The sequence below is a fragment of the Domibacillus indicus genome (assembly GCF_000970685.1).
In the GTDB taxonomy this organism is placed as follows: domain Bacteria; phylum Bacillota; class Bacilli; order Bacillales; family Domibacillaceae; genus Domibacillus; species Domibacillus indicus.
Genome location: NZ_LAJB01000005.1, coordinates 1 through 18,379 on the forward strand (window position 1 = coordinate 1; position 18,379 = coordinate 18,379).

18 protein-coding genes are annotated in these 18,379 nt (G+C 35.0%); 5 read left to right on the top strand and 13 right to left on the bottom strand.

What is annotated here, in order from left to right:
- Positions 1 to 234: 234 nt before the first annotated feature.
- A complete protein-coding gene (locus VP98_RS07780; protein WP_046174828.1) occupies positions 235 to 606 on the bottom strand; it encodes a hypothetical protein in 372 nt (123 codons plus the stop codon).
- A 189-nt stretch (positions 607 to 795) separates the two neighbouring features.
- Here VP98_RS07780 and VP98_RS07785 point away from each other — a divergent pair, with 189 nt between their 5' ends.
- Both VP98_RS07785 and VP98_RS07790 read left to right on the top strand, forming a co-directional pair.
- Entirely contained in the window at positions 796 to 1,017 is a 222-nt protein-coding gene (locus VP98_RS07785) for a hypothetical protein (RefSeq protein ID WP_046174829.1), read from the top strand.
- Positions 1,010 to 1,258, top strand: a complete 249-nt coding sequence (locus VP98_RS07790; RefSeq protein WP_046174830.1) for a LexA family protein — start codon at positions 1,010 to 1,012, stop codon at positions 1,256 to 1,258. The genes VP98_RS07785 and VP98_RS07790 overlap by 8 nt, the downstream gene beginning before the upstream one ends.
- Before the next feature lie 151 nt (positions 1,259 to 1,409).
- Here the strand turns inward: VP98_RS07790 and VP98_RS07795 are convergent, their stop codons facing one another.
- From VP98_RS07795 to VP98_RS07805, 3 genes are read right to left on the bottom strand one after another with little or no spacing between them, the layout of a single operon-like run.
- Positions 1,410 to 2,675, bottom strand: a complete 1,266-nt coding sequence (locus VP98_RS07795; protein ID WP_046174831.1) for a phosphorylase family protein — start codon at positions 2,673 to 2,675, stop codon at positions 1,410 to 1,412.
- Entirely contained in the window at positions 2,669 to 3,124 is a 456-nt protein-coding gene (locus VP98_RS07800) for a response regulator (RefSeq protein WP_046174832.1), read from the bottom strand. Before VP98_RS07800 ends, VP98_RS07795 begins: the two co-directional genes overlap by 7 nt.
- Positions 3,105 to 6,554 carry a hypothetical protein gene (locus VP98_RS07805; protein WP_046174833.1) on the bottom strand — a complete coding sequence of 1,150 codons (3,450 nt, stop codon included), beginning with the start codon at positions 6,552 to 6,554 and terminating at the stop codon, positions 3,105 to 3,107. The genes VP98_RS07800 and VP98_RS07805 overlap by 20 nt, the downstream gene beginning before the upstream one ends.
- Before the next feature lie 54 nt (positions 6,555 to 6,608).
- On the opposite strand from VP98_RS07805, the gene VP98_RS07810 reads away from it, so the two are divergent.
- Positions 6,609 to 7,169, top strand: coding sequence for a hypothetical protein (locus VP98_RS07810; protein ID WP_046174834.1), 561 nt, complete (start codon positions 6,609 to 6,611; stop codon positions 7,167 to 7,169).
- An 822-nt stretch (positions 7,170 to 7,991) separates the two neighbouring features.
- Here the strand turns inward: VP98_RS07810 and VP98_RS07820 are convergent.
- The gene (locus tag VP98_RS07820) at positions 7,992 to 9,119 is read right to left on the bottom strand and encodes a tyrosine-type recombinase/integrase (RefSeq protein ID WP_046174836.1); all 1,128 of its coding nucleotides are present in this window, start codon (positions 9,117 to 9,119) and stop codon (positions 7,992 to 7,994) included.
- Positions 9,120 to 9,842: 723 nt separating this feature from the next.
- Between VP98_RS07820 and VP98_RS07825 the strand changes: the two genes are divergently transcribed.
- On the top strand, positions 9,843 to 10,868 hold the full coding sequence (locus tag VP98_RS07825) for a helix-turn-helix domain-containing protein (RefSeq protein ID WP_046174837.1): 1,026 nt from the start codon (positions 9,843 to 9,845) through the stop codon (positions 10,866 to 10,868).
- A 370-nt stretch (positions 10,869 to 11,238) separates the two neighbouring features.
- Here VP98_RS07825 and VP98_RS07830 read toward each other — a convergent pair whose 3' ends face one another.
- From VP98_RS07830 to VP98_RS07865, 8 genes are all read right to left on the bottom strand, one after another.
- Positions 11,239 to 12,096 (bottom strand): Cof-type HAD-IIB family hydrolase, encoded by an 858-nt coding sequence (locus VP98_RS07830; RefSeq protein ID WP_046174838.1) that lies wholly within the window; start codon positions 12,094 to 12,096, stop codon positions 11,239 to 11,241.
- An 80-nt stretch (positions 12,097 to 12,176) separates the two neighbouring features.
- The gene (locus VP98_RS07835; protein ID WP_046174839.1) at positions 12,177 to 12,860 is read right to left on the bottom strand and encodes a fructose-6-phosphate aldolase; all 684 of its coding nucleotides are present in this window, start codon (positions 12,858 to 12,860) and stop codon (positions 12,177 to 12,179) included.
- Between the two features lie 60 nt (positions 12,861 to 12,920).
- Positions 12,921 to 13,721 (bottom strand): SDR family oxidoreductase, encoded by an 801-nt coding sequence (locus VP98_RS07840; protein ID WP_046174840.1) that lies wholly within the window; start codon positions 13,719 to 13,721, stop codon positions 12,921 to 12,923.
- A 140-nt stretch (positions 13,722 to 13,861) separates the two neighbouring features.
- Complete coding sequence (locus VP98_RS07845; protein WP_046174841.1) at positions 13,862 to 14,227, bottom strand: PTS glucitol/sorbitol transporter subunit IIA; 366 nt, start codon at positions 14,225 to 14,227, stop codon at positions 13,862 to 13,864.
- Positions 14,228 to 14,283: 56 nt separating this feature from the next.
- The gene (gene srlE, locus VP98_RS07850) at positions 14,284 to 15,312 is read right to left on the bottom strand and encodes a PTS glucitol/sorbitol transporter subunit IIB (RefSeq protein WP_046174842.1); all 1,029 of its coding nucleotides are present in this window, start codon (positions 15,310 to 15,312) and stop codon (positions 14,284 to 14,286) included.
- Between the two features lie 13 nt (positions 15,313 to 15,325).
- Positions 15,326 to 15,871, bottom strand: a complete 546-nt coding sequence (srlA, locus tag VP98_RS07855; RefSeq protein ID WP_046174843.1) for a PTS glucitol/sorbitol transporter subunit IIC — start codon at positions 15,869 to 15,871, stop codon at positions 15,326 to 15,328.
- A gap of 5 nt (positions 15,872 to 15,876) precedes the next feature.
- Positions 15,877 to 16,317: a transcriptional regulator GutM gene (locus tag VP98_RS07860; protein WP_046174844.1), complete on the bottom strand. Its 441-nt coding sequence runs from the start codon at positions 16,315 to 16,317 to the stop codon at positions 15,877 to 15,879.
- Positions 16,318 to 16,400: 83 nt separating this feature from the next.
- Positions 16,401 to 17,381: a sugar-binding transcriptional regulator gene (locus VP98_RS07865; protein WP_046174845.1), complete on the bottom strand. Its 981-nt coding sequence runs from the start codon at positions 17,379 to 17,381 to the stop codon at positions 16,401 to 16,403.
- A gap of 275 nt (positions 17,382 to 17,656) precedes the next feature.
- On the opposite strand from VP98_RS07865, the gene VP98_RS07870 reads away from it, so the two are divergent.
- A complete protein-coding gene (locus VP98_RS07870) occupies positions 17,657 to 18,103 on the top strand; it encodes a MerR family transcriptional regulator (RefSeq protein ID WP_052712183.1) in 447 nt (148 codons plus the stop codon).
- Positions 18,104 to 18,379: the final 276 nt, after the last annotated feature.

Below are 18,379 nucleotides of genomic sequence, written 5' to 3' on the forward strand. Positions count from 1 at the left end.
AGTCTAGTTTATCGTTTACATGGTCCCACTTCTAGCTAATTTCAAAGTACACCAGCTTTTCCGTCATGCTATGTTCCCTGTTGCTTTTCAGCTAGAGGTTAGACGGCTAGTCAATTAGATTTCTCTTTAATCTAATACCATTTAATGGCGATACTAATATACCCTTATGGGCGCACGGCAAAGAAGGATTTCACGTCAATGCAAAATATATCCCTGCGTGGCAAGTGTTCATCATCAGTCGGCTTCACCATATTCATTGTCTCCCGTGGCAAATGAAATCGACACCATTTCCTCTAATCGAAACCTGGAACTGTACCCTTTCAGCTTTACATATGGACGTTGGCCGGGCAGCCGGCAAAATTCTAAGACAACCCCCTTTACCTGCAGCAGGTCATGATCGCCAAAAGTATTCATGTTAAACACGACTTCTCTTTCAAGGTGGAGTGAGCTATGGATGATCCGGTCGAATTCCTCCAACTGCTGTTCATCAAACAAAATCTCCGTTTTCACCGGTATGTTTCTTTCTCTTTCCATCATTTCAGCATGCTCGGATAGGATGAGTCCCTGCCATTTCATCATTCCCCGGTCATTGTACAATTTCTTCATCTAAGATAACTCCTTTCAACGAGAATACACGTTCGCATATACTATATAATTCAGTATAAGAACAAATATTCCTGCTGACAATGAAAACTTTTTTTATGATTCCTCTCCTTTCTCGAAAGTATGTTTGGTTTTTGTTAAATTATGAACATTTGTTCGGTGTAATAAGATTGTAGAGAGGAGGCTGTTAAAATGAATGGCTTGTTTACCCTATCGCTGGAACAAAAAGAACCCATATCACTTATATACATGGCCGATGATCATACAATTACAGACCGAAGTATCATTGTAAGGAAAATAGATGAAATTCATATCCACGCTTACTGCTTGAAGAGGCAGCAAATGCGGAAATTTAAGCGGGCCAACATTTTAGCAGCGGGAAAAGCACTGCAAAGGAGAAAAGCGTATGCTTAAACAACTGTCTGCACGCCAGGAAGAAATGCAGCAGTTTATAGATGACTACGCCAGTGCCAAAAACTATCCCCCGTCTATTCGTGAAATAGGCGACGCGGTTGAGTTAAAGTCTTCTTCCACAGTAAAGGGCCATCTTGATCGTTTAAAGGCTTCCGGATACGTAACCTGGGAACAGGGAAAGCCGCGGACATTGAATGTGGTGAAAAGAAACGCCATAACCCCATTGAAATTAAATGCTTAATAGATAAAAAGAGCAATAACAGCATAAAGACTGTTATTGCTCCTTCTTTTTTAACTTGCCAGATTCCAAAAGTGGAACTGGCATTCATGTACACAATGAAAAAAGGTGTAGTTTATCAACCTTTTGAGAATTCTGGCACCACACTAGGAACTTAGATAACATGATTTTGGATTAACATATTACGTAATATATAATCAATTATCCTAGTGGAAGTGTAAGAGCAATATTCTTGGTATTCATCAGATTTAGTATTATCAGCAAAATCAGAAACGGATTTAAAAGCTATAAAATCTGGTTTAGGGTTTTTGGATAGTAAACAACTTCTGTATAAACCGTATATCTCCATATCTATCCCTAATAATCTTCTTTCATTTTTTTTTATACCTTTTAAGATGCTTTCATTTGCAATAACGGCATTACCACTACTTACAGGTCCAATATGAATAGTGGGGGAATGATCAGGCTTTGAACCTTCATAATCAGCATGAATTTCTTTCATTAGTTTACTATTGAAAGAAAGTTCTTGAGCTAATGAAAGTAAATTAGTACTAGGTAAAACATGCGTTGTAGTAGGCAGAAATTCCGGTGCGCCTAATTCAGATTGAATATATTTGCCGCTCTCGTGTGAATAACAAGGGTTTGCAAAAATAATATCACCAATATTAACTTTTGACTCTATACCTCCCATTATTCCTGTCATAAAAATACATTTGGGTTTGAAATTATCAATCATTTTTAGAGTAGCTATTGTAGAATCCGTAATTCCCATTTGATCAGGCGTTGAGCATACTATTTTGATTCTCTTTTGGTTAATTTCTAATGAAGTAATGAAATAAATTGTAGTAGAATCAGATGGACTTCTAAATAATTTCCAATCAAAGCCTAACTCTAAAATAAAATCTAATTCTTTTTTCAAAGCACAAAGTATTCCAACGTGGTAATCATAGCTAACCATTTTTGTGCTAGCAGTTTCGTTTATAGCATAAATATGATCTATGCATTGCTGAAGTAGAGATTGCCATGAGTCAGTAAAGCCATCATATTTAGCAATTCTAAAAATTGAATCATCGAATTGATCTTTGTATTGCATTATGCTGTCTTCGTGCTCTGTTAAAACTAATATGATTGAAGGCCTGTTAAGAATTCTTCTATTACGGTTAATGTTATTTCTAGTTTCATAAGTTAATTCAGATAATAAACTTATCCCAGCGTCAGCTCTTACAACTGTATTTTCGAATTCTGGTAATTGAATATCTAGAATAAGTAAATCATAGGACTTTTCCATTAATGCTGCTCTAGCATCACGTATATTAGTCTTTACAATGATTTCACTGCAATTAGTTATTTGATTGGATAAATAAGCTTTTATTGAGTTAGTTTTTTCTTGACTATCATCAACTAACAGAATTTCTAACATACATTAAAATCCTCTAGTAATTTTTTTATTTCGATCTCCCAATCAGACTTACCTGCTTCATAATAAATCATGTCCAATAAGGTTGTTGAGAACTCTTCACGAAGTTCTTTAAGCATTTCATCAAAACTTTTTAAAGTATCATTCTCACCGAAACTAGCATATTGTGTAATCATTATTACCGGTATAAAAATCTTTTTCCTTTTCATTTGAGACAATATTTCTTTACCAGCAAATTGAACTAATTTTCCACCCGATGAAGAAGATGTTTTATCGAAATTAGGCATAGTCATGTCCAATAGAACTAAATCATATTTGTTAAACAATATTTTACGCAATCCACTATTGTATGAATTTGCTTTTTCGATTTGAATATTGATAAATTCGGATTTTAAAAATGACTCTATTTTAGCTATTTTATTAATATCATCTTCAACTATTAGGATTAGCAACTGCGAACCCCCTTGTATTCAACTTGATTTCTATATAGAAACAGTTGTCATCTGTTATACCAAAATCTAATTTAGGAAGATCCGATTTTATATCATATTTTAAAAGTTTTACTATTTTGTAAAGCCCTGAGCCACCTTCCTTAGAAGCACGAGATATTAAATCTGATTCTTCATGATTAGTTATTAATTCTATTTCTTTTGCTTTTTCAGTTAAAAGTTTCTTTCTAGCTGTAATTTCTTCTTCAGGTAAATCTAAAGGGTTTGTACATGAGATTATTAGTTGATTATTTTCATTTAAATAAGATTTTAAATTTATTGTAAAGGATGTCCTGAACCCACTTCTTTTCAGGATATTATCAAATATAGTAATAAATAATTCACTGAACCATTTAAGATATTTTCCATCGATTTGTAAATCGGTTTCGAATTTAAATTGAGGATTAAAATCAGCGTTTACATTAATACTTTTAATAAATTCTAAAGCAATATTTATAGGGAGGTCGATGGGAAAATTATCTATTTCTATAACTTTTTCTTTTGTGAACCAATCAGAAACTTTTTCAATTTGATATTCTAAATCAGTTTTTAAATCTATAGTTTTTTGATCAAACTCGCTTAAATGTAATAAATTATTTTTTTCAAAGTTAATTTTTTCAATTGACGAGATAAAATCATTAATTTCAGTCAGTAATAATTCTCGAAATTCATTTTTTAAATAACTTCTTACTTTTAAAAGATTGGCCTCTGTGATATTCCATAGTTTATCTATAGTTGTATTTATAAAAGAGTCTAAATTTAAATTCTTATCCGCAGAGTCTTTTGAAAACATTACAAGTAGTTCTATTGGAGGAATGTTGTAATTAAACAAAGCAAGACTATTAATATCTGTGGAAATTTGTAAAGTTTCATCCTTTAGATTTAATAGTAATTTATCGATATTGTTATTGAATTTTTGGAAAGCATCATCAATCTTTTCTTTTGTATCTGGACTAGTTACATTCATTTTACTTAGCCAAAAATCATTTCTTTTATATCTATTCTTACTCGAAACAAACAGAGTTAAAAAATTATCCTTTTCAAACATCTTTCTTAACTGACCGAAAATCGTTCCATGTCTAATTCCCAAACTAAGATAAACATCTAATCCGTATTCTTTACTCGAAATAAATGTATCCCTTACTTGATTAACCAGTTCATTATATATATCTGAATATCTATTTCCTTTTATTGTGTTTAAAGTGTCTTCAGAATTTCGGTCAAAGGTAAATATAATTGGCTCACCTTTATTTCTCGCACTATTAAAATACTCAACTATTCGATTGAAGTTTTCTTCAATTTTTTGCGAAGCCTGTTTTTTTATTCCATCTATATCTACGTAAATTTTACTCTTTTCAAGTGCTGCACTATATTCTCGAATTTGGATTTTTTGAGTAATTTCTTTGATTTCATCGTTGTAAATCTCTATATTTATTGGGTCTATTTCAGTGAGTATAATACAAATTTGTATTCTTTCTTCTTCCACCTGTTTTTGGCTTTCAAAGTAAAAATATTTAGCCATATTATCAACTGTACAGTATTCTCTTAATACATAGATAAGTTTTTGATTATCATACTTTGCACTATTAAAATCTAATTCACTTATTAAAGAAATTTGATTAGAGAACAAGAACTCTTCTAAGAAATCATGTTTTTTTATTGGGAGATTTGAACTTATGAATTTAGAAAAAAGTTCAATGAAAACTAAAACATTGATATTAGAATTATCATATTCATCATTTAATAAATTTGCATAAAGTGGTTCAACATCTACTTCCAAAAGTAAATTGTTTCCTGAGAAGTATGAATTGACTATGATATCTATTGCAAGCTCTAATTCATTTAATGCTATATAGGATTTCACTTTACCGATATTGATTTCTGATTCATAGATCTGAGCGTTTTTATTATCAATTTTATTAAAACATGATAATGCATGACTGTATTTTTGTTTTATGAGATAAAGGTTTCCTTGTAATCGTAAATTCCTATTTTCATCAATATCTAAAGTGTTAATTAATTCGATGTTTAAAGAATTATAAGCTTCATGCACTTTTCTAGTAATACTATTTGCAGGAAAAGTATATGAAATATATTTATCACGTTCTATTGATTCATTAAATAAATATGAGAGGACTTGTGGTTTAATAAAATGTGATAATTTATATCCTTTTTTAAAAGAAGAGATACTCTCCAGTATATTATTTCCAAACTTGAGAGTAGTACAAGAACTTAATAACTTCCATGCCCACTCATTTGAAATATGATCTGAACAGATTTTAATAAGTGTGTTTATTAATGACTCGGAATTTTCTTCACCTTCCCTATAATAATCTAAGATCAAACGCAGGATTTCTTTGTAAAATACTCCTATCTCATTTGGGATATGATTAATGTCTTTCGTTAAAAGAGATTTTAAATATATCTCATAAATTTCTACTTCAAAAGGACTATCTTCTAATATACTCTCACAAATTGAAATTGTTTGATCATAATTCCCAGCGGAGTATTGGTCCAATGCATTAGTAAGTAAACTAAATCGTTCATCATCCTGGAATTTTAATGTTGTTAAAGATTTTATTTTAAAGTATGGTGTAAGCTGAGATTGAGAAATATTATTAATTGTACTGATAGATTTATCTATAACTTTAGAATTCAGAGCTATGTTTGATGTATCTATCGAACATTCGATTAAATTAACTAATGTATAGAATCTATCAATAATTGATAAATTTTCTTGGATCTTTAAAAGTGCCAATAAATCTAAACTCTCAGGATTAACACTCAATGAAAATTTAAAATTAATATAATCACTTAATTCATAGTAGTTGATCAAACCCCAATTATTTATAATTCTGTCTAATTCTATTTCGAACCTTGCTGGTGAAACCATATTATCTGATTTCATAAATAATATATAGCCGAATATCTTGTAATAAATGTTAGCTTTACTGTTGATTAAATCATCTATGTATTGTTCACTTAATTGGAATGATTCATCAATTTTTTTGAATAAATTTATCTTACTCTCTATCAACCAGATACTTAAACCAAACTTAGTTTCTATTGAATCTAATATGTGTTTACACTCATCAAATTCAGACTTAAAATACGAAAGAGTGTACATATCTTTTAAATGTAAGAATTCTTGAATGGAGTTTTTATAAAAGGAAATCCATTGTATTAACCATTCCATCTCGAAAGCAATAGATGATTTTTGGTTTCTAAATAAGAATGGGGGACTTACTGTAGAGCTTGGAAAAAGTTGATTGTAAAATATTCTTTTATGATGTGGATTTCTATGAATTTCTAATAATTTAACTTTAATAGATGAGATTTTTGTTTTTTCTTTAATTTTATAAAGATTCAAAACCGGAGTTTTATTCATATTCATAGTATTTACCCCTTAAGTGTTTTATCATTAATAAATTGATGAGGAGATTGTTTTATGTTTCAAAGTTTTGTAAATTTAGCAGATGCTCAAAAGATATCTTTAATTACTACGTTGATTACTGCTATGGTTGCAATAGCGACTTTATTTTTCACTATTAAAATTAACCGAAATACAGTTTATTCAAATTCAGTTACTAAAGAAAGGATCGAATCGATGAAGAATTTAAAAATAAACTCATCGAAATTCAATGGACTTATTTATAACTTTTTAACTAACCCAGAAGCGCCTATCGACCGGAAAGAGTTATATAGTCTAAAAAACCTTATTGAATATCAACTTAATGATACTCGATCAAATGAAAGAGAGCTACTTATAAAAATTAATAATTTAGTAAGCATTCACGATTATTATTTTGACGAAACTATTACCCAATATTCTGATTTGAAAATGGAATTGAATAAAAAAGGAATTACTTATACAGATCAATTAATTTTTATAAATAATAAAAGGTTTCTATTATGTATATTAAAAATTGAATTTGCATTATTTGAAGAGGGTATTAAAAAACATATTAAATCGGAATGGGATAAAATTAAATCAGAGGTTAAATTTTAGGTGTTCATTAAAAAATATAAATTATACGTGACAGTTTACTAAATTAGTGGTGATTTTGTTCCAGGATATATGTAAAAAGGTTGGTATCAGATGAGAAATATTTTATCGCAATTTTTTAAAATTGCATATAGCCATTAAACAAATCAGAATGGTCATGAAAGAGTTTATATCAGGGGTAAAGAAACGCCCACTGGTTCTTCTAGTTTTATTTTTTAAATTTCCCATTGGAATAGAATCTATTCTGCTATACCTTTTGAATCTTTTCCCTTTTGATATAGTGACTCCCCTTCAAAAGAATCTTGGTTGGAGCACCTATGCTTATCTGGATAGAAAAATTAAGATCATGTACACTCGACCTAAAACAGATGAGCAGCTCCAACTATAATAAAGCAAGAACGTCGCATATTCATGCCCGAGTTCAAAAAACAAATGGTGCAGCTGTACCAGAATAAAAAAACGAAACGAACCATTATTAATGGATACGGTCTGACTCCATCATCTTTTAACCGCCAGATTCACCAAGATGAAATCTCCAATTGATTACTTACAAAGGCTCACTTCAAAGTGAATATGTACAAATTTTATTCATCAATTTTAGAATCCAAAAAGAAATAGAGCTTGATGTTATAAATCCATAAGGAAAATTTGATATATCAGAAACACCTACCCTAAAACAATCATTTGAACTATATAAAAAAGAATTTAAAATGTTAAGGTCATTATTTTTGATGAAATTGTTTATGAAAAATAGCCACTTAATAGATTTACTATTAGTATAAAGAGGGAGGCTATTAGCTCTCCCTCTTACCGAGTTTCTTCTATTTATATATACTTTCCCAACGTGTTATCTTTCCATTGATGAACCACATGCTGTTCCCGCTCCATAATCTTCTGCAAATAGATCATCGTTGTCTCTATTTTCTCATGGCCAAGTGCACGCATAATCGCATACACGTCACTGTTGTTCATGTAGCTAATAATCGCAAAGCTATGTCTAAACTCGTGTGGTGTAATTCGCTTTTTCCGCGCCTGAATCGATAAGATCGGCACCTTCTCAATTTCATCCCCTAACATCGTCGAAAAGTAAGATGGGCGGAATGCTTTCCACCGGCTGTTCGGAAACAAAGGTTCATCACTATTGCTGGGGAAATCAGCCGACAGAAACCGGGTTTTCCGGTATAGCACAATGCTGTCCAGTACCTTGTCTCGAAGCGGAATATCCCGCTGTTTGTTCCCTTTTCCGATTACATGCAGATAAAAGCCCCCAAGGATTGGATCAAATCGGACGTCCGATACCTTTAGTCGGCATAGCTCATCATTCCGCATGCCGGTTCCCACCAATATATGAATCAAAGTAAACATAATGGGATTACGGTCCTGATAATAGTCGAGCAGTTGAATCACTTCACCCGGTCCCAGGTCACGGTTCGGCCGGTCATCTTTCCGAACCGTTGCCGGGCGCAAACCTTGGTGAATCGGCTGCTTGAGATAGCGATTCTCGTGCAAAAAACGAAAGAAACTCTTAAGGATGGTCGTTTTACGTGCAAGAGTTGCCGCTGAATAAGGTCCTTTTGTTTTTACACGCGGGCTTTCTTCCGCAAGCCAGGTCTGGTAACGCCGCAGGTGCCGTGGAGACAAACTTTTAAATAAGGATCCTTCTTCAATCTGCTCAATATCCAGCCCGATTTCCTGAGGAAACTGCATCATGTTCCGGATCATTTGGGACAGCTCCCTTTCATACTCTTTCAGCGTGCGGTCCGAACGCTCGGCTTCCTTATTCAGGTTTATACTGCGGTATAAGTAGTAATGAAGCGCGTCCCTGTCATCGAAATAAAAAAATGGATCTTCGTTTTCTTTTTCAGCCCGGTCTATCCGTTCAAGCAGTTGCACGGCTGCTTCCGTCCAGTCAGCCGGAAAAAGCGGCTGGCTGATTGGCTTAAGTTCAAACATATGTCTTCCTCCTATCTCTCCGGATGAATGCTCCCTCTTTTTTACCTACAGTAAATTTCAATCTTTGTTCTATGTAATTATGTCTATTTGCATGTAATTAAATGATCATCCGAGAAAATCTATACTTATAGCCCTTTTTATTTAGTGCCATTTCATTTTTATAATTCATCTTATTATTTAATTATATCATTTTTTGATAAATATCATTTTTTATTTAGTTGAAACTAGTAAAAAAAATGGTCTCTTTGTTTCAATTTTTATATTTATTTAAAAATACATATGATACATATTTAAAATAAAATTATTAAATTGATCAAAAACAGTAAAAATGATAAAATTATTTTGGTTGTTAAAAGATAAGATTAAAATTATATGTTCAATTATCGAGATAAGAAAAGAAAAACATTACTATACATATGCGCTGTGAAATAAGAAGGGATATAGAAAAGAAGCAGATAGAAGGATGGAATGGGGCCTTTCTGGATTTTCTATTCGAAGTGTGGACTATTTTACATGTTAGTTGCGTAGACCCGTGTGAAGGAACAAAGTATTCAAAACTAAAAACAGTCAGGTTTGAACCTGACTGCAGAAATGGTTTCGCGTAGGAGTTGGATTTTAAAGTAATGAGTACGAAACAAGATCAGTATGCACAAAATAAAATCCTGTTATACCCATCATACACAGTGTACGTACATAAATCTTTTTTGAAGAAAGGATAAAATCATGCAAATAAAACAGGAAAAATACTATTCAACAAAGGAAGTCGCAGAGATGATTAGCCGATCTGTTTCTACAGTCCATGCGTATGTTCAGGAAGGAAAGTTAAAACCTGTGGAGGATCCGTGGGGAGGTCACCAAGGGCTGCTTTTTTCTAGAGAAGAAATTGAGCGGCTTATCGAAATGATGCCGAAAACGCCGGAAGGATTAACGTTAAACCAAGCGGCAGAATATCTGCAGACGAACCGGAATTTTATTGTGGCTTATATTAAAGAAGGTCTTCTTCCTGCCTCTGAAGGACAAATAAGAGGGCGAGTCATCCCACTGATTCAAGAAAGCGACCTTAAAGAATTCAGCGAGCTGCATGAAAAGAAAATTTGGGAAGATCGGCTTTCCCAGCGGCAATACTATAATAAAAAGGCAAAAGAAGCGGTATACCAGCGCTTTTCTTCTCCTTCTATTCCGGAAGCAAGACTTATGCGCAAAGGTTTAGGGGACTGGTATTTTATTGTACCGGGAACGGATGACACTTTCAGCTATATGGAAGGCATCTATACACATAGGTTAACACCTGACTATTCCATTGGGATGGGCAAACGCAGTACGAAACCTGGGTACGCAGTGCTCAATCTGCCAGCAGTCTATTCCCTCACCTATCAAGTAATGGATCTGCTTTATCAGCAGGTTCCTGCGGCCAATCTGTATATGGAGCGGTTAAAGGACCGATGGGTGATTCATATGAAAGATACCCGGTTAAATGGTGTTTCGGATGAGTTAGCGGACTTTATTAAACGTTCGGCTAAGCAAGGACGTGTGCGGTTTGTACCAGAATATGAGGCACTCAGCATTGAGTCGGAGGAGGAATTGCTGTCGGTTTCTCTTTCCGTGGATATTAAGGATTGGCTACGGAAAAAAGGAGAACAGACCAGTAAAAGTATGCAGGACATTGCTGCAGAGATCCTGGAAGAAGTATATAAAAGCGAAAAAGACCGAGGTAATCATTTTCAAGTACTCAATCAAAAGCAGAGCTGACTTTTCTAAGTCAGCTCTTTATTTTCATACCTTAACATTATAATTATCTATTTCCTGTTTCCTTATTAAACAAGTGAAAAACCTTCTTCAAAAGCTATGTGGCTTCTTACACATAGCTTTGTAGTCATTAAGCGCTCGATATATTTCTACAGAAAGGCTATGCTCTGTATCCTTATCGACTGCAAACTATGGTGATACATATTTTGATAATATATATTTGAATTTAGCATATAATGATAATAACTAACATTTAGAGTGTAAGCGTCTATATATGTGAAATAAGGAAGTATAGATTTTGAGTAAGATTTTGAGACACTTCATTCTCCTGTTACTTACCACCTTTAATCAGCAACTTTACATCTCAATATTCTTACTCTTTTATTAAGTGTCTTATAATATGAGCTACACCGTCTTTATCATTACATGCTGTTATATAGCTAGCAGAAGATTTCACTTTTTTATCCGCATTCCCCATTGCTATTGCCATGCCAGCAAAATTAAACATAGAAAAGTCATTTTCATCGTTTCCTATAGCCGCAATCTTGTCATTTGATACATTTAATTTCCAAGCTATATGCTTCAACGCATTACCTTTTGAAACGTCAGCATGTGTAAATTCACATAAGTACTTTCCTGAACGGAGAGCTGTAACAGTCTCTCTTTTCTTGGAGCCCTTTAAGACGTGCGTTAATTTTTCTGTATGAAAAGAAACGCCGAAAAGCGCATAACAATTCTTGGCTTTTTCTAACGCTTCTTCAGTAGTTGAAAACAGGTGAACGTTCTTCTGGCTAAATTGTCTTTCAGCTACTTCCTCTAGTTTTCGCAAATTTATTTTTGGATTTCGATTTTTTAATTTATACATTTCAATTGTTAATAAATCTATTTTTGATTTTACTGTATAAATGTCTTCGCGAGATGATATTTCATAGTACATATTTTCTTTGTCGATGTAATGAATAATATCTTCTGCATCCCGTTGTTCAAGAGATTTTTCAAAAAGCAACTGTCCTTGAGAGCTATGAATAGTTGCACCATTAGCCCCTATAATCCAGGCAGAAATTCCATTTCTGGCCAGAATCGACTGTACATCAAAATAAGCTCTTCTTGTAGCGATAACAATTTCTGTTCCTTTTTCTTGTGCCCACTTAATTGCCTCAACATTTTTTCTACTGATTGTATTTCTTCTATTTAGCAACGTACCATTTAAGTCTATCGCAATTAACTCCATCGTTCTTCACCACTTTTAAGATAAGAATAAATAAGAAAAAGCGCCTATCTTTATAAATAGACGCTCTTTAGACTGGCTTTTTAGTGAGTATTTAACAAGCTGTCACTTGTTTCCCCGTATGAAAGCTTCCAGTCATGAATAAATTGTTTAACGTTTGATTCAGTAGAAGGGTGCGAAAGCAAAGATTCAATAACATCTGGCCCCGCCGTTACACCGTGAGCACCCTCTAAACACACTTGATGAACTTGCTGTGTATTTTTAAAGCTGGCGGCCAACACACGGCAAGGAAGCTGATGCTGCTCAAATATATGGACAATCTCTTTTACCACTTGAACACCATTTCCTGACAAATTATCGATCCGGTTTACGTAAGGTGCAACAAAATCTGCCCCTGCCTTGGCGGCTACAAAGGCTTGCATAGGCGTGTAAATGGTCGTAGCCAGTGTTTTAATATTCTGCTCTTTCAATTGTTTAATGGCTTTAATACCTTCCACAGTAACAGGGATTTTTACGTACATATTCCCGCCGATTTCTTTTTTTAAATATAAAGCTTCTTCTACCATCTCTTCTGCTTTTTCCTGCAGTACTTGGACAAAAAACATTTTTTCTTCCCCAATAATAGAGCGGATTTCTTTTATTAATGGCAGAAAAGGCTTATTTTCCTTGGTTATAATGGTCGGGTTTGTCGTTACTCCATCTATCGGAAAAAATTCAATAAGTTTTTTAATGTTTTCAGTATTTGCTGAATCGATCACTAATAACATGTCTCCACCTCTTTAAAAAGAGAGAGCAACTTCTCAGTCACTCTCTAAAAGTTTTTCCTATTATCCGCGGGATTTCCCACCTGAAATGTTTACGGTTGTCCCTGTTACATAGCTTGCGCGTTCAGATGCTAAATACGTAACCAGTTCACCGATTTCATTTAACTTACCAGGGCGTCCAAGTGGAATAGCTTTACTATAATCTGTGTTAAGACCCGCTACCGTTACGCCACGTGTATAAGCCAATGCTTCATTATAAGCGTCTGTTGTTAAGCCTGTCTGTTCATTAATTCCAGGGGCCACTCCCACAACGCGGATATTGAATTTTCCTAATTCCTTTGCCCAAGAACGGGTAAAGCCATTGACGGCTCCCTTTGTTGCCGAATAAGCACTTTGCCCAGCTGATCCTTCCATGCCTGCTTCTGAAGAAACGTTAATAATTACGCCTTTATTGTTCTTCACCATTACTCTCGAAGCTGCCTGAGCACAAAGGTAAGGACCTTTTTGATTGATCGCAACCATGAAGTCAAAGTCTTTTTCATTCAATTCGTATTCTGGCTTTTCACCCCGAGCATCTACCAACAATCGCGGCAGGTTGACCCCTGCATTATTGACTAAAATATCAACCGTTCCTAATACTTCAGTTGTTTTTGCAACCATGTTTTCGACGCTTTCTTTATTAGTTACATCACATTGAATATGATATGTACCATCTGCTTGTTCACCAGTCGTTACATTAATATCAGAAACCACTACTTTCGCGCCGTTGCTTACCAAACTTTCTGTAATTTTCGCACCAATGCCAGAGGCACCGCCAGTCACAATTGCTACCTTACCTTCTAATTGAAGCCATGATTCACTCATTCTATTTCCTCCTTATTATGTTCCGATACATTTTTATGTTGTTTCTGTTTATTCTTACTGTAATAATTTTCAGAGGATTTTCGCTGAATACATCAGGAGAAATTCCCTATTATTGAATTGCAGATTAAAATTTAGCTGTATTATTTTTTTGTGATTTGAATAGTTGTTCCTGCTGCAGGCACTTCAATATCTGATTCTTCAAGATGCAGGGTGCCTGGTAATTCCGCTGTTTCTAACCCATCAAACTTTAAAGTAATGTGGCCGAGAGAACCTAGATTTTTTTTCACTACATCTCCTACAGCAGTAATCGTGTATTGCTGGTTACCTAATACAAGAGTATCGCCTTTTTCAATTTCACCATTAATTTCATTTACATCAATTAATAAGCAGTAGTCTGCCAGCTCACTTGGAGCATTTGCACCAAATAAGATAAACATTTTTTCTCCAAGAAAAGCCGACACATCGGATCCTAATCCGTTAATTTTAGTTTCATAAATTGTTTGCATATAAAACGCCTCCACTTTTGGTTATCTATGTTGGTATAAGAATTTTGTTTTTTTGTTTATTCGTATAGGCCAAAGCTGGCAAGCCAGGCAATAAACACGGTTGGTGCTCCTGTTAAAAAGCGTCCATATAATACAGATGGCACACCGACTTCAACGGTTTCTGATTCTGCTTCTGCTAAACCAAGTCCCACTGGAACAAAGTCAGCTGCTGCCTGCGAGTTGATCGCGAAAAGAGCCGGCAGCGCAAGATGCGGAGGAATGTTTCCTTTTCCAATTTCCACACCAATCAACGTTCCGATTACCTGCGAAATAACTGCTCCCGGACCCAAGAAAGGGGACAGTAATGGGAATGAGCAGATGAGCGAGATCAAAAGAAGGCCAGGTAAAGAGCCTGCATATGGCGATAAATAGCTAGCAAACACGTCGCCGATTCCAGATGATTTGATTACACCAATTAACATGGCGACGAATGCCATAAACGGCAGAATCGTTCTAAGGACCGTATCAATCGCGTCACGGCCGGCCTGGTAAAAGACATTTACAATAGAACCTATCCCCATACCAATCTTGGCTAATAAGCCTTTAGGCTTTTGCTGTTCACTAATTTTCTTGTCTGCGCTATACTTAGGTTTAGAAGTGTTTTTTTCTGTTTGTCCGTTAGCAGAGCTGTTTTCGGATACAGATGGTGTTGCAGCACCTTCTGTATGCAGCTGAATGTTTTGAGGCTTTACACCAGAAACATAAATGTCTTCAGTAATGTGTTTTGCTAACGGGCCGCTTTTTCCAGTCGGCATGATATTGATCGTGTTAATTCTTTTTTGCGGATAAAGCCCACAGCGGAGTGTTCCGCCACAGTCAATGATGACACAGGCCATTTTATTCTCAGGGACACTTGTTTTAAAGCCATCTACTAACTCACACCCTGTTAACTCCGCGATCCGATCTGCGATATCCGGCTTTGTGCCGCCTGTTACATAAACTACTTTGTTTTTTTCTTCTGTTGGTGTGATCACTAAAGGACCGCCAAATCCGCCTGGTCCTGCTTCAACGATTATTGGATTATATGTTGTTGCTGCTTGGGCCATTATTTTCCCCTCCTTATAAATCTACTGTTTCTTTCAGTTTTACACCCTGCTGTTTGGCAACAAAATGGGTTGTCAGGTCTGTTACCCAGCCTCTTAAGAAGTTTGTAAAAATACCTACCAAGAAATAGCGTAGCGCCAGTTCTGTGGTTTCAAACCCAAGTGTAGTAATCCCAGCGGCAATACCTAAGAATACAAACAGTTCACCTGGATTTACGTGCGGGAAAAGCCCGTTGTGCGTGTGGCAGGAATAAGAAGCTGCGGCGTAATAACTTGGCTTGTACTTTTCCGGTAAAAATCTTCCTAATGACAATGTCATCGGGTTAGCCAGCATGAATGTTCCCACAACTGGAAGCATAAAATAGCGTGTAAATGGATTTTTTCCTGATTTTCTCGCAATACGTTCTACCTTTTCTTCCCCAACCAATCGAATAAGTGCATTCATTGCTACTAAAAGCATGATTAGAAGCGGGACAATACCTGTTACTAAATCCACAAAGGTTTCGGCACCTGCTCTAAATAAATTCATGAATCCGTCTGCTGCTTGTACAAGCCAATCCATATCATTCACCTCGTATTATTTATTTTTTTCTTAGATAAAAGTAAATCAATCCAGCCTTTCTTAACCTTTAACTCACCTCCTTTAGAGATTATATGATAGCTATTTAAAGCATCTTCTATCGCTAATCGAGTAAGCTTATTGACTTTATGAAAATCTTCTTCACCAAGGTGCAAAAGGTTCTTGCCTTCAAATCCTTTTAATGTTCTAACTCGCGAAAGAACGGTTACTCCTTGCATCTTTGTTGCTTTCAAAATATTGTTTCTTCGGTCAATCGCAAACATAACAACCGTTCCTGCCTTAAAAAGCCCGATTTTTTTTCCAATGGCTACTCGGCCAAGCTGCCGCATTTCTGCATATTTCTTGTTAAAGTGCTTAATTTGCATAAAACCAAAAAAGCTTTGAAGGAGCCAGGACAAACCAATTAATAAAATAACGTACCAGAGCATTGTGAGTTCCTCTTTCCTTGTTGAGATAAGCTGAGATTGTTGTATATCCGATTTCAATAAAAGATTGTTCCCTGATTAGGTATTTAATTATCAGACAGCACTTTCTCTTGTTGTTCCAAAATCTTCAGCATTTCATTTGCCGTTTCTTCTGTTGTAATTAACGTATTGATATACCGGCCTCTTAATCCCCCTATAATTGAAGGAGCTTTTTCTACCGATTCTGCAATACCGATTGAATAAGAGATATGTTTTAATTTCTCCAACTCAACAGCAATCGTTCGGTCAGATAAGTCAGAATGAATTAGACGCCCATTTATGTCATAAAATCTTGAGCAAATGTCGCCAATAGCGCCCTGCTCATTTAAAGCTTCAATCTCTTCATCTCCACAAAACCCAGCCCAAACTAAGTTGGAGGATTGACCTGGATTCCCAATTCCTACTACAGCAACCGTTAAGCTATCCCACAATTCTGTTATTTTTTTGAAATAATGAGAATGAATAATATCATCTTTTGTCTCTTTTTTTTCTACTACTGCTGCGGCGTCAATAAAATAAGCAGTTCCATTAAAATCTTCAGCAATGTTATAAACAATCGTGTTTACGTGATGCTTTGTATCCATTGGCCCAGGTCCACCTACTAAGGGAACAAAATGTGCATCTTTTTTGCTTACACCCGGAAACTCGCCAATCATACTGGCCATTGTACTGCCCCAGGCAAAACCAATTACATCGTCATCTTGAATAATTTTTTTAAGCAATTCAGCGCCGGCTATTGCGACCGCTTTCTTCTTTTCTACTTGAGTTTGGTCTTTTTTATCTGGAACAATGATGACTTCTCGCAAGTTAAAAAGTTTTGTTAAGCGTTGTTCTAAATCAAACGTTTCATCAATATCCGTATTGATCGTGATTTTGACAATTCCCTCTTCTCGCGCTTTCTTAAGCCATCTGCTAATAGATGTACGATAAATACCCAATTCTTTTGATATAGCACTTTGCGTCATGTCTTCTTCATAGTACATTTGGGCTATTTTCACTAGAAGCTTCTTTTCTTCTCTACTAGTCATTTTATATCCCTCACTTTTATAAACACCTGCTAACCATTTGCACATTTGTGCAATAAAATAATAATTTAGGTCATTCGTGCTTATCTACGGATGAGTATACGCTTTCATTAAAGATACGTCAACAAGAAATTTATCATTTGTGCATATTTTTAAAAAATTTCATCATTTGTGCAATGCATTTCCCTCTCAATAAGAGACAAACTTGAGGAAATCCGTATGACGGTGAAAGAAGCCGCTAACTATGTGAATGAAAGTGCTGGTGGGTACGTAATTGGATGAGGGAATTAAAAGCGCATATCCCGACTGTGCAAAGAGATAATGGGTACCATTATTTTGATAAGCCAGCATTAGAAAGGCTCCTGCTGATACGTAAATTAAATCGAGAGCAGAATTACTCCCTTAAACAGATTGAATATTACTTTGCAATCGGTGAACCCGTAAAGCCGGAACCGATGAATGAGGATTCTTCAAGCTTGATTCGGGAGGACTTAGCTGTGATCATGGAGCGGCTGCACCGGCAGGAGCAATTTAATCAGGCGTTGGTGACAAAATTAGATGAACAGCAGCAGTTTAACCAGGAATTAGGGACAAAGCTAGATAAGCAAGAGCAATATATTAAGGATTCACTAAAAAAGCGGGATCAGCTTTTGCTCGAATCCCTTAAAAACGCACAAGAGGCCAAGAAAGCGGTGTTAAAGAAGAAATGGTATAAATGGTGGTAAACCTATGTCTAAACCTAATGGAAAGTTATCACACAGATATCGTTTTTTTGATTCGACTCTGACTAAAATCCAATTTTTTAAAGCGAAAACTTCCCCACTAAACCTAAGCGAAATGAATCACATATGTTGAAATCGATTTCTAGAGAACTTTTATTTTCAAATAAAAAACCTCAATTTACAAAATTTTGGCTCAGCTTGTACACAAAGTTCTCATTTTGAAGAGAATGTCTACAAGCTGAGCTATGTGAAAGACTCTTTATAACTTTTTAGTAATTA

Coding starts and splice junctions, on each gene's coding strand:
- VP98_RS07790 (WP_046174830.1), top strand. CDS start 1,010: ATGCTTAAACAACTGTCTGCACGCCAGGAAGAAATGCAGCAGTTTATA.
- VP98_RS07845 (WP_046174841.1), bottom strand. CDS start 14,227: ATGCAAACAATTTATGAAACTAAAATTAACGGATTAGGATCCGATGTG.
- VP98_RS07835 (WP_046174839.1), bottom strand. CDS start 12,860: ATGTTATTAGTGATCGATTCAGCAAATACTGAAAACATTAAAAAACTT.
- VP98_RS07820 (WP_046174836.1), bottom strand. CDS start 9,119: ATGTTTGAACTTAAGCCAATCAGCCAGCCGCTTTTTCCGGCTGACTGG.
- srlE (WP_046174842.1), bottom strand. CDS start 15,312: ATGGCCCAAGCAGCAACAACATATAATCCAATAATCGTTGAAGCAGGA.
- VP98_RS07805 (WP_046174833.1), bottom strand. CDS start 6,554: ATGAATATGAATAAAACTCCGGTTTTGAATCTTTATAAAATTAAAGAA.
- VP98_RS07780 (WP_046174828.1), bottom strand. CDS start 606: ATGAAGAAATTGTACAATGACCGGGGAATGATGAAATGGCAGGGACTC.
- VP98_RS07785 (WP_046174829.1), top strand. CDS start 796: ATGAATGGCTTGTTTACCCTATCGCTGGAACAAAAAGAACCCATATCA.
- VP98_RS07870 (WP_052712183.1), top strand. CDS start 17,657: ATGAGGGAATTAAAAGCGCATATCCCGACTGTGCAAAGAGATAATGGG.
- VP98_RS07840 (WP_046174840.1), bottom strand. CDS start 13,721: ATGAGTGAATCATGGCTTCAATTAGAAGGTAAGGTAGCAATTGTGACT.
- VP98_RS07860 (WP_046174844.1), bottom strand. CDS start 16,317: ATGCTCTGGTACGTTATTTTATTAATTGGTTTGTCCTGGCTCCTTCAA.
- VP98_RS07795 (WP_046174831.1), bottom strand. CDS start 2,675: ATGTTAGAAATTCTGTTAGTTGATGATAGTCAAGAAAAAACTAACTCA.
- VP98_RS07830 (WP_046174838.1), bottom strand. CDS start 12,096: ATGGAGTTAATTGCGATAGACTTAAATGGTACGTTGCTAAATAGAAGA.
- VP98_RS07865 (WP_046174845.1), bottom strand. CDS start 17,381: ATGACTAGTAGAGAAGAAAAGAAGCTTCTAGTGAAAATAGCCCAAATG.
- VP98_RS07825 (WP_046174837.1), top strand. CDS start 9,843: ATGCAAATAAAACAGGAAAAATACTATTCAACAAAGGAAGTCGCAGAG.
- VP98_RS07810 (WP_046174834.1), top strand. CDS start 6,609: ATGTTTCAAAGTTTTGTAAATTTAGCAGATGCTCAAAAGATATCTTTA.
- srlA (WP_046174843.1), bottom strand. CDS start 15,871: ATGGATTGGCTTGTACAAGCAGCAGACGGATTCATGAATTTATTTAGA.